The sequence below is a fragment of the Anaerococcus sp. genome (genome assembly GCF_022770135.1).
Classification (GTDB): domain Bacteria; phylum Bacillota; class Clostridia; order Tissierellales; family Peptoniphilaceae; genus Anaerococcus.
In genome coordinates, this window is sequence record NZ_JALEIL010000156.1 from 1 (window position 1) to 9,110 (window position 9,110).

Genomic DNA, 9,110 nt, shown 5'->3' on the forward strand with positions numbered 1-9,110 from the left:
TAGTTCTACGTTAGTTTGCGGATTGTTTGGGTCACTATTTTGATTTGAATTGCTTACTATCATGGTAGTGTTTGAATCATACTTAGGAGTTATGACAAACTTAGATAGAAGAAAACTTGCAGCTCCCACTATAATAGAAAATATTATAATCATAGGAAGATGCTTTCCGATCTTCTTAGACAATTCAATTAAATCAATTTCTTGTTCATTCATTTAATTTCTCCTTGTTTATTATAAAATATAAATCTTCATATTTCTATCCACCTAATAGTTTATACTAAATCGTCTAATATTTCAACATATATTTTACACTTTTCCTACAAATTTAAAAAAGAAAAAGAGCAAGCCTAAATTTTTATCCAAGCTCTCTCTAACTTTATAACATCGCTCTAATCGCCTTTTGTGGTATGCCTATATCTTCTACTATGCACTTATCTCTTAAATGACTCTTTTCATAGACTCCCCTTTTCATTATTTGCATAGAAACGATAAGGTCACAATCTACGACTTCTCCCCACTTTTTTCCCCTATCTCCATCGAGGCCTGAAGGAATATCTACAGAGATAGTGTATTTCATAGTTCGATTTATAAGAGAAATTATATAGGAATGCATACCCCCGACGGTCCTGTTTAATCCTGTGCCAAAGATAGCATCTATTATAGTAGAGACTTCTTCCAAATTCCTTTCCATCCTAGCAAGGTCTTCTATGCTTTCTGGCTCAAAAATTTTATCTGTAAGACGCCTGCAAGATTCTAGGTTTAATTTAAACTCTGGGCTTTGTTTTGAAAGATCTCCCACTATATAAATTTCAACATATTTTCCCATAGCTAGGAGGTTTCTTCCAATAGCAAGGCCATCTGCCCCGTTATTTCCCACTCCTACTATTATAGCAAAGGAATTTCTTACATCGAGATTAATATTTTTAATCACGGCAAGGGCTGCCCTTTCTACTAGGCAAATCGAAGGAACCTTAAGTATGTCGATGGCATATTGGTCAATTTTTTTCATAGTCTTACTATCTACTACAAGCATATTTACCTCAATCTCAAGTCTTCTCCAAATATTTCAAAAATCCTGCTATTATTTCCCATAATTCTTGAGAAAATCCTTGGCCCATAAATCTCTTCCAGGCCTTCCTCATCTATATTGGATGAAAATATAATTGGTTTTCCATCATTCATCCTTTCATTAACCACATCGAAGAGATTAGACCTATCAGCTGGACGGGTGGATTCTGCTCCCAAGTCATCTATTATAAGTAGGTCACAATCGAAGATCAACCTGTATTTTTCTTCTAGATTCTCCCTCCTATCCTCGAAGGCGTAGTGGTAGTCGTTTAGGAACTTAAAGAGTTTGGTAGAAGTCATATAGACTACAGAAAAGTTCCTATCTAGGATTTCCTTGGCTATGGAATTAATCAGGAAGGTCTTTCCTCTACCGACTTCTCCATAAATATAGATATTTCTAGTCTCAAAGGCAAAGTTATTAATATATTTTCTAACTTCCCTGATAATATATTCCATATTTTCGTAAGGGCTTACTCCATAGACCTTGTTAGTATTTTTAGAAAATAGGTTGATATTAAAAGACTGGAAGTTTTCTTCTGTAATCTGGCTTTTGATATTGGATTGGTCGTATTTCTGATCAATTATTAATTGTTTCCTGCAAGTGCACATCTTAGTTCCAATAAATCCAGTATCCTTGCATTTGTCGTGGAAATAACGCATATCCATATAGTCTAATTGATAGCCATTTTCCTTTAAGATTCTTCTTTTCTCTGAGGTAAGATAGTCGATTTTGCTTTCCAAGTCCCTTGTATCGACTCCTTCTGCTATAAGAGAAAGAGTTGTAAAGCCGATTTCTTTTATTTGCTTATCCAAGCTTTTGATTTGAGGAAGCTTCTCATAAACTTCCCTGATTCTTTTTTGCTGATTTCTCTTATCTTGCTTTCTTCTTTCTTCAAGTATGGCGCTGGCCTTTTGACTAGGAGTCATTATCCTCACCTCTTTGGTTTATGATTCTGTTCAATCTTTCTTCTTTTCTTCTTTGAATAAAGGATGAGATTTCGTCATTATCACTCGCATCTTTCCTGGCTGAAGCTGGATTTCTCCTGTATTTACGAGGAGATCTCTTCCTTACAAGCTTATCTCTTTCTTCTTTCATCCTTAGATCATTCAGGCTTTTGATGTTTTGGTCACGCCAAGTCTTGACAAAGCCCATTACGTATTTGACATCGACATTACCAGAAGCTTTCGCCTGTCTAAAGGCTTCTGTTACAAGCTCAGGATCAGAACTATATTCTAGAAGTGCCTCTTGAACCCTTGTGATATCAGCAGGTGTTAGGCTTCTTCCTATGATTGTTTCAATATTTGAAAACATAATTGACTTTCTTTGGGCAAGGTCGTAGGCTGCTTCTGTAGACTGATTATCCTCACTATCTCCAAAATACATTTGCCTTAGGGAAACAATTTCTATAAAATCTGTCCCATTGTCGGCCCTCTTTTGCCTAAATACTCCCATATTTACCCAGAAGTCGATAGCCTTATCGAATCTTTCATCAGAAAACCTAAGTTGCCTTTTAATCTTTGCACTGTCGACCCTGCGGTAGTTGTAGCAATCCTTATAAATCAAAAGATAGACCTTAAGCGCATCTCCATCTGCCATTTGTACATAGGTATTTAGGAACATATTTTCTAGAGGAGTAGTTCCCATATCTAGTTTTAAATCTTGCATCTTAAAGTCCATAATAATCATCCTTTTTTATTTTCATAGTTAGTATTTTGGAATAAATTAGTCCAGATTTGTAAGTAAAATACCTCTCGTCAAAATCTATATCTTGATTCTCGAAGACTTCGGTTAACTCATACTCATCCTTGAAGCCGCACTTCCTGTAGGCCTTGTAGGCTCTTTCATTAAATAAATTCACATCAAGACTTACTTCCTTTAATCTAAAGTCACTAAAGGCCTTATCTAAGAGAAGATCAATAGCTTCAGACCCGTAGCCCATTGAGGTATAGGCGCTGTCAAAGACTATGCCTAACTTTGCTTTTTTAGTTATGGGATTGATTTGTTTAAGTCCAATAAAGCCTATAAATCTATCATCTTCATATCTTTTGACTGCAAAGTATTTCTTCCTCGGTGTAGTGATAGAACCATACCAGATTTTTATTTCAAAATCAGATAGGGATGAATAATTGTAGCCAACTAGCCTTGGATCTTCGAAGTCCGTCCACTCTTTAACCAAGAAGGCTGTTTCAATATCAATCTTTTCTAGATAAATTCTATTCATTTTTTTCTCTATTGGTGAAGTCTCTGAAAGTGGTGCATGGTTTGTTGAAAAATAGCTCGACTGTTCCAGTAGCACCGTTTCTGTGCTTGGCAAAAATTAGCTTTGCCACATTTGGATTGTCTTCTTCGTCATAATAATCTTCCCTATATAAGAGCATAACGACATCGGCATCTTGCTCGATTGCACCAGATTCTCTTAAATCTGATAGAATTGGCTTATGGTCAGCCCTCTTATCAGCCTCACGAGAAAGTTGGGCAAGGGATAAAATCGGACAGTTAAGCTCTTTCGATAGGGACTTGAGTCCTCTAGAAATTGAGGCAATTTCATTTTGCCTGTTTTCTTGTCTACCATCAGCCTGCATCAATTGGAGATAGTCGATTACAACAAGGTCAAGGCCTGACTCAGCCTTTAGCCTTTTTAGCTTACTTCTCATCTCAGATAGGGTTATTCCTGGAGTTTCGTCTACATAAATATCTTTACTGGTAATTTCTTTAGTAGCATGGATTAAAAGCTGCCAGTCCTCATCTCTTATAGAACCACTTATAATATTTTCGAGATTAACCATAGATACCATAGACAATAGCCTTTGATTAAGCTGGTAGGTGCTCATCTCAAGAGAGAAAAAGGCAACAGACTTATTCGCCTTACAAGCATTCCATGCAATAGTTAATCCCAGGGCAGTCTTACCCATGGCAGGACGGGCTGCAAGAAGTATAAGCTGGGATTGTTGAAGGCCTGATAGCTTGTTATCAACAGTCTCAAGACCTGTAGTTACTCCAGTTATCTCTCCGTCAGATAATGTTAGTTCGTTTATCATCTGGAGGGTTTCGCTCATAGTTTCAGATAATCTTACAAGGCCCTTGTTGTGAGTGTCCTGAGATATTTCAAATATTTTGGATTCTGCTTCTGATAAAATAGAGTCGATTTTGTCATCGTGCCTGTAGCTAAGATCGATAATATCCTCACTCGCCCCTATTAGACTTCTTAGAATAGATTTTTCCTTGACTGATTTGGCATATGTATCGATATTTGGAGTATAAAATGAGGAGAGGGTAATCTCAGTGATAAACTCCTCCCCTCCAACTTCTTGTAATATATTTTCATTCTTTAACTGGGATATAAGAGAAATCTCATCGACCTTGATGTCTTTTTCAAACATCTTTAGGATGGACTTATATATCCTCTGAGTTCTAGAATCGTAAAAGTCTACAGGTTTTATAATTTGATTTACACTATCGAAAGTCTCGTTTTTGGCAAGGATACTTCCGATTATAGCTTGTTCTGCTAAGAAGTCATTTGGCAGGGGCCTTAGGCCCTCAGTCATTAAGCTTCCTCAGCTACTACATTAACTTTAAGGTCAGCATTTACTCCTTCATAAAGTCTTGCATTAAGAACGAATTCTCCAAGGCCTTCGATCTTTTCAACGCCTTCGATTCTCTTTCTATCGATTTCGATTCCTTCTTCTGCTAGGCTTTCAGCAAGGTCTTTGTTTGTAACTGATCCAAATAGTTTTTCGTCTTCTCCAACTCTAACTTTTTTTGTGATTGTTAAAGCTTCGATTTTTTCTTTAAGAGCTTCAGCTTCTTTTCTGTTTTCTGCTTCTTCTTTTTTAAGTTCTTCTCTCATTTTTTCTAGTTCAGCCATATTTTCTTTTGTAGCCTTTACAGCTTTTCCTTGAGGATCAAGGAAATTTCTGAAATATCCTGGCTTTACATCTACAAGGTCTCCCTTAACTCCAACTCTTACAATATTATCTGTTAGTATTACTTTCATTTTCTTCTTCCTCTCTTAAATATTCATTAATTGCTTTTCTTAACATGTCTTCAGCATTTTCCATAGTCATATCTAGTTGGGTAGCAGCAGCTGTTAAGTGACCGCCGCCTCCGATACGCTCTAGTATTAATTGTACCGATATATCGCCTAAGCTTCTACCTGAAATGTGAATTTTATTATTGGATATAGTAAGGACAAAGCTTGCCTTAACTCCTTTTATATTTAACAGATCATCAGCCGCTTGAGAAGCTATTAGTGTTGATCCATCGATATCTCTTTTGAAGTGGGCTATGGCTATGAAATCATTGACTATAAATGAATCTGCTATAACCTCTGACTTATATTTTACTATTTCAAAATCATCTTTAAACATTCTTTTGATATAAACAGAATCCGCTCCCCATCTTTTAAGAACTGAGGCTGCCTCAAAGGTCCTAACACCTGTCTGGTAGACGAAGTTTTTGGTATCTACTGTTATACCTGCAAGTAGACTTTCCGCTATAGGAGTCCTCGCCTTAAAGTCTTCGTCTAAGTAGGATAAGATTTCTGTTACAAGCTCAGAAGCACTTGATGCATAAGGCTCAATATAAGAAATCGTAGCATTTTCTATATAATCCTTACCTCTTCTATGATGGTCGATTATAAAGATATTGTCGCTCTTATCTAGAAGGGATGGTGCTTCGGTTGAGTTCTTCCTGTGATTGTCTGTTACAATTATCAAGGATTGTGGGCTGATTTTGCTTAAAGCTTCACTTTCTGTTAGGATATTTCCCTTAAGTTCACTAAGCTCTGTCGTTACCCTATCGTACATATTTTCAATCGGTCTTGTGACTTCATTTAATACAATATAGACTTCTTTTCCCATATCCAAAGTACCTTCATATACTCCAAGAGATGAGCCAAAAGAATCCATATCGGGATTGTTGTGTCCCATAATATAAATATCAGGTGATGATTGAATCATTCTCCTTAGGGCTTGAGATATCACCCTAGATCTAACCTTACTAGTTTTTTCTATTGCCCTGGTCTTTCCACCAAAATATTCGTAGTTATCTTCAAGCTTGACTACTGCCTGGTCTCCTCCACGAGATAGGGCAATATCTACAGCCTCCCTCGAATCAGAATAAATATCTGCTGGATTTGCCCCTGCAATTCCTACCCCTATTGATAGGGTTGGTGGGAGGGTATTTCCCTTTTCAATATTTCTTACTCCATCAAGGATAGAAAACTTAGTCTCGTAAATATTCCTATAATCTTGATACTCACTTATAACCATGTATCTATCATTTTCATATTTACGGATCAAACAATTATACTTTTTAAAATACTCATTGATAACTCTATCAATTTCTCCCAAAACCTGAGGTCTTTCAACAGATTCTGTAGAATTTCTTATATCTTCATAATTATCTATAAATACAGAATAAAATACTAGTCTCTTATCCTTAAATAGTTGCTTGATAGACTCATCATAAGTATTGTCTATTCCATAAAGGAAGGTCTGAGTCTTGCCATTTTCTTCATTAGTTATAGTCTGATAATAAAACTGCAAGATCTTATCATCTATACTGATATTTCTAGGAAGAGTCATGCCGTCTTCTTTGAAATCAACATCAGAAAAATCTGGAAGAAACTTTTCTATATCACTTCCTACGATGGATTTGTTGTCAAATAAATCCCTAAAATAAGTATTGTGCCACTTAATTGTACTATCATCTTCTACTATAGCAATGGGAAAGGGCATCTCAAAAACTACATTTTTGGTGATTATATCAAAGGATACATTCATCTCATCTACATAGTTTTGAAAGTCATCTTTCTTCTTCCTATTTATATTCCTTACAAAGAAAAAGAGGACAATAGTAAGGATAATAGCAATCGATCCAAGTATCTGATTGTAATAGAATATGACGAGGGAAGCTATGACTGGTAGGGCCACTATAGCAATAATATTTTCCCTTCCTACATATACATCTTCTTTATTCATTTAAGCTCCTTTTCTTTCTTATATCTAGTATTATATCAATAAATCCTAAAATCACGAAAAAAATCAGCAAAAATTCTAATAGAATAATGATGAAAAACCACTGAAAGCCCCTAGATACAGGAATTGATGAATTTGCAATCATATAATCGTAGGCTGACAGGCCATTAAAGGCAATCACAACAAGGATAATGCCTAAAACATTAAGATGGACGTAGTTCATATCTATCTTAAATAAGAAAGCTAAAATATAAGTTATAAAGCTAAAGGCTACAAGGGCCAATAAATCCTTATACTCTAACCTAAGCTCATTGACTTTCCTAAGATCATCCACTAAAGATAGCTTTATACTTACATAATTTCTAATAAGTTTGATTCCAATTAGTGAATAGATAAAAGAAAAGAAGGCAAAAAAGCTTGGGTAAAGGCCAATACTTAGCTTAATATATTCTACCGATAACTCATATTCTAGACTTCCTTCGATCATGCCCTTGATCTCTTTTGCGAAATAATCAAGGCTTAGCCCTTCTTTTACAAGTCCATAGCTAAAGGATGCGACTAGGATAAGAGTAAGAAGAATAAAAACCGTTAGAATCTGTCGCTTGTCGTTTTTTTGATATCTAATCGGTAAATAAAAGCATAAACTTATCAGAAAAATTAATCCTACTAGTACTATCAAATCTCTTATATCCATGTACAAGAGTCCCAAGATAAAAGTCCCCACAAAAGTTAATAAAAAACCCTTGTATCCGTATTTAAAAATATAAATACTCAAAAGAATTGGGCCTGTGGCAAGAATTAATAAGGATACATTCGATAAAAATATCAGTATGCTTATCAAAGCCACCATAAAAATAGGCTCAATTACTTTTTTATAATTTTCATTAATACCCATAAATTTCCTTTCACTTAATAAATTAAGCTATAAGTATTTTACTCCATCTTTCTTTATACTCAATCATACTAGTTTTGATTGATAAATAAGGGCCTGTTGCAGAATGAATAAATCGTACCATTATCGTTAGAAGAACCTCCACGGAAATTTTGCCTCCATCAGCCGGCAGGCACCACTAAAAATTTCCTAAGAGAACCTTCTAACGATGGTACGATGATTATTCATAGTTTTGCAACAGCTCCTTATGCGTATGAATGTAGGGATGGTAAGAGGGTATTTACTCCGATGTAGGTAAATATTACTGATATAAATCCTAGAATTGAAAATATAGCTGCTCTTTTTCCACTCCATCCTCTTGATTTTCTAAGGTGAAGATAGATTGCATATATTATCCAAGTTACTAGAGACCAAGTTTCCTTTGGATCCCAAGCCCAGTATCTTCCCCAAGCAGATTCAGCCCAGATTGATCCAGTTATCATAACTAGGGTGAGGAATATAAAACCAAAGGCAGTTACCCTGTAAGAAATAAGGTCTAAAACTTCCTTATCAGGAAGATTCATAGTTTGTGAACTATCCTTGCTAAACTTATCTCTTAATAGATACATTGCGGATACACCGCATGCTACAGCAAAAGCTCCGTAAGAGATTATGGCAAGTGAAACATGAACTGCTAGCCACTTACTATCAAGGGCGGGCATTAGTGGTCTAACTGACTTATCTCTCATAGCTGCATAGCCTATTATCAAAAATAGGATGGGACTTACAAAAGTTCCCATGGCTAGGAGATTAAATTTCTTCTCGAATACAAGATAGCAAAGCGCAATCCCCCAAGCGAAGGCTGTAGCAAACTCATATTGGTTTGATAGTGGAATTCTGCCTGCATTAACTCCCCTTACAATAAGGGCTAGGGTGTGAGCGATAAAAGCTATAAAGAGCACATTTTTAGCTATTTTTCCTAACTTTTCAATTTTATTTACAAATAATAGTATGAATAAAACCATGGACACCAAGTATCCAAATAGTCCTATATAAAACAAGATATTTTCTAATCTCAACAAATCCATCATCTTATCTCCAATTCTTCTAGTATTTTTTGTATTTTGCTTTCAAAAATTTCATCATTTTTTGCCTGATTGACAAACAAACTCTTCCTATGACCTTCCTCTAC

At 35.6% G+C, this 9,110-nt stretch carries 10 protein-coding genes; all 10 read right to left on the minus strand.

Translation table 11 applies throughout. The annotated features are described in order from the left end of the window. Positions 1 to 213: Wzz/FepE/Etk N-terminal domain-containing protein (locus tag MRZ08_RS07810; protein WP_297381422.1), on the minus strand; the 213-nt coding region annotated here is incomplete at its 3' end. A 163-nt stretch (positions 214 to 376) separates the two neighbouring features. After that, positions 377 to 1,033: an NAD(P)H-hydrate epimerase gene (locus MRZ08_RS07815; RefSeq protein ID WP_297381424.1), complete on the minus strand. Its 657-nt coding sequence runs from the start codon at positions 1,031 to 1,033 to the stop codon at positions 377 to 379. Between the two features lie 2 nt (positions 1,034 to 1,035). Further along, positions 1,036 to 1,995 (minus strand): ATP-binding protein, encoded by a 960-nt coding sequence (locus MRZ08_RS07820; protein WP_297381426.1) that lies wholly within the window; start codon positions 1,993 to 1,995, stop codon positions 1,036 to 1,038. Beyond that, on the minus strand, positions 1,985 to 2,746 hold the full coding sequence (locus MRZ08_RS07825; RefSeq protein WP_297381428.1) for a DnaD domain protein: 762 nt from the start codon (positions 2,744 to 2,746) through the stop codon (positions 1,985 to 1,987). The genes MRZ08_RS07820 and MRZ08_RS07825 overlap by 11 nt, the downstream gene beginning before the upstream one ends. Continuing rightward, on the minus strand, positions 2,736 to 3,290 hold the full coding sequence (locus tag MRZ08_RS07830) for a GNAT family N-acetyltransferase (RefSeq protein WP_297381430.1): 555 nt from the start codon (positions 3,288 to 3,290) through the stop codon (positions 2,736 to 2,738). The genes MRZ08_RS07825 and MRZ08_RS07830 overlap by 11 nt, the downstream gene beginning before the upstream one ends. After that, positions 3,283 to 4,614: a replicative DNA helicase gene (dnaB, locus tag MRZ08_RS07835; protein ID WP_297381433.1), complete on the minus strand. Its 1,332-nt coding sequence runs from the start codon at positions 4,612 to 4,614 to the stop codon at positions 3,283 to 3,285. Before dnaB ends, MRZ08_RS07830 begins: the two co-directional genes overlap by 8 nt. Beyond that, positions 4,614 to 5,063 (minus strand): 50S ribosomal protein L9, encoded by a 450-nt coding sequence (rplI, locus tag MRZ08_RS07840; protein ID WP_297381436.1) that lies wholly within the window; start codon positions 5,061 to 5,063, stop codon positions 4,614 to 4,616. The genes dnaB and rplI overlap by 1 nt, the downstream gene beginning before the upstream one ends. Beyond that, complete coding sequence (locus MRZ08_RS07845; protein ID WP_297381438.1) at positions 5,041 to 7,050, minus strand: DHH family phosphoesterase; 2,010 nt, start codon at positions 7,048 to 7,050, stop codon at positions 5,041 to 5,043. Before MRZ08_RS07845 ends, rplI begins: the two co-directional genes overlap by 23 nt. After that, on the minus strand, positions 7,043 to 7,942 hold the full coding sequence (locus MRZ08_RS07850) for a hypothetical protein (RefSeq protein WP_297381441.1): 900 nt from the start codon (positions 7,940 to 7,942) through the stop codon (positions 7,043 to 7,045). The genes MRZ08_RS07845 and MRZ08_RS07850 overlap by 8 nt, the downstream gene beginning before the upstream one ends. 242 nt (positions 7,943 to 8,184) lie before the next feature. Then, positions 8,185 to 9,009: a c-type cytochrome biogenesis protein CcsB gene (gene ccsB, locus MRZ08_RS07855; RefSeq protein ID WP_297381442.1), complete on the minus strand. Its 825-nt coding sequence runs from the start codon at positions 9,007 to 9,009 to the stop codon at positions 8,185 to 8,187. Between the last annotated feature and the right edge of the window lie 101 nt (positions 9,010 to 9,110).

What these genes read in the sequence shown, in the direction of transcription:
- MRZ08_RS07815 (WP_297381424.1), bottom strand. Translation starts at nt 1,033, where the DNA reads ATGCTTGTAGTAGATAGTAAGACTATGAAAAAAATTGACCAATATGCC.
- MRZ08_RS07820 (WP_297381426.1), bottom strand. Translation starts at nt 1,995, where the DNA reads ATGACTCCTAGTCAAAAGGCCAGCGCCATACTTGAAGAAAGAAGAAAG.
- MRZ08_RS07825 (WP_297381428.1), bottom strand. Translation starts at nt 2,746, where the DNA reads ATGGACTTTAAGATGCAAGATTTAAAACTAGATATGGGAACTACTCCT.
- MRZ08_RS07830 (WP_297381430.1), bottom strand. Translation starts at nt 3,290, where the DNA reads ATGAATAGAATTTATCTAGAAAAGATTGATATTGAAACAGCCTTCTTG.
- dnaB (WP_297381433.1), bottom strand. Translation starts at nt 4,614, where the DNA reads ATGACTGAGGGCCTAAGGCCCCTGCCAAATGACTTCTTAGCAGAACAA.
- rplI (WP_297381436.1), bottom strand. Translation starts at nt 5,063, where the DNA reads ATGAAAGTAATACTAACAGATAATATTGTAAGAGTTGGAGTTAAGGGA.
- MRZ08_RS07845 (WP_297381438.1), bottom strand. Translation starts at nt 7,050, where the DNA reads ATGAATAAAGAAGATGTATATGTAGGAAGGGAAAATATTATTGCTATA.
- MRZ08_RS07850 (WP_297381441.1), bottom strand. Translation starts at nt 7,942, where the DNA reads ATGGGTATTAATGAAAATTATAAAAAAGTAATTGAGCCTATTTTTATG.
- ccsB (WP_297381442.1), bottom strand. Translation starts at nt 9,009, where the DNA reads ATGATGGATTTGTTGAGATTAGAAAATATCTTGTTTTATATAGGACTA.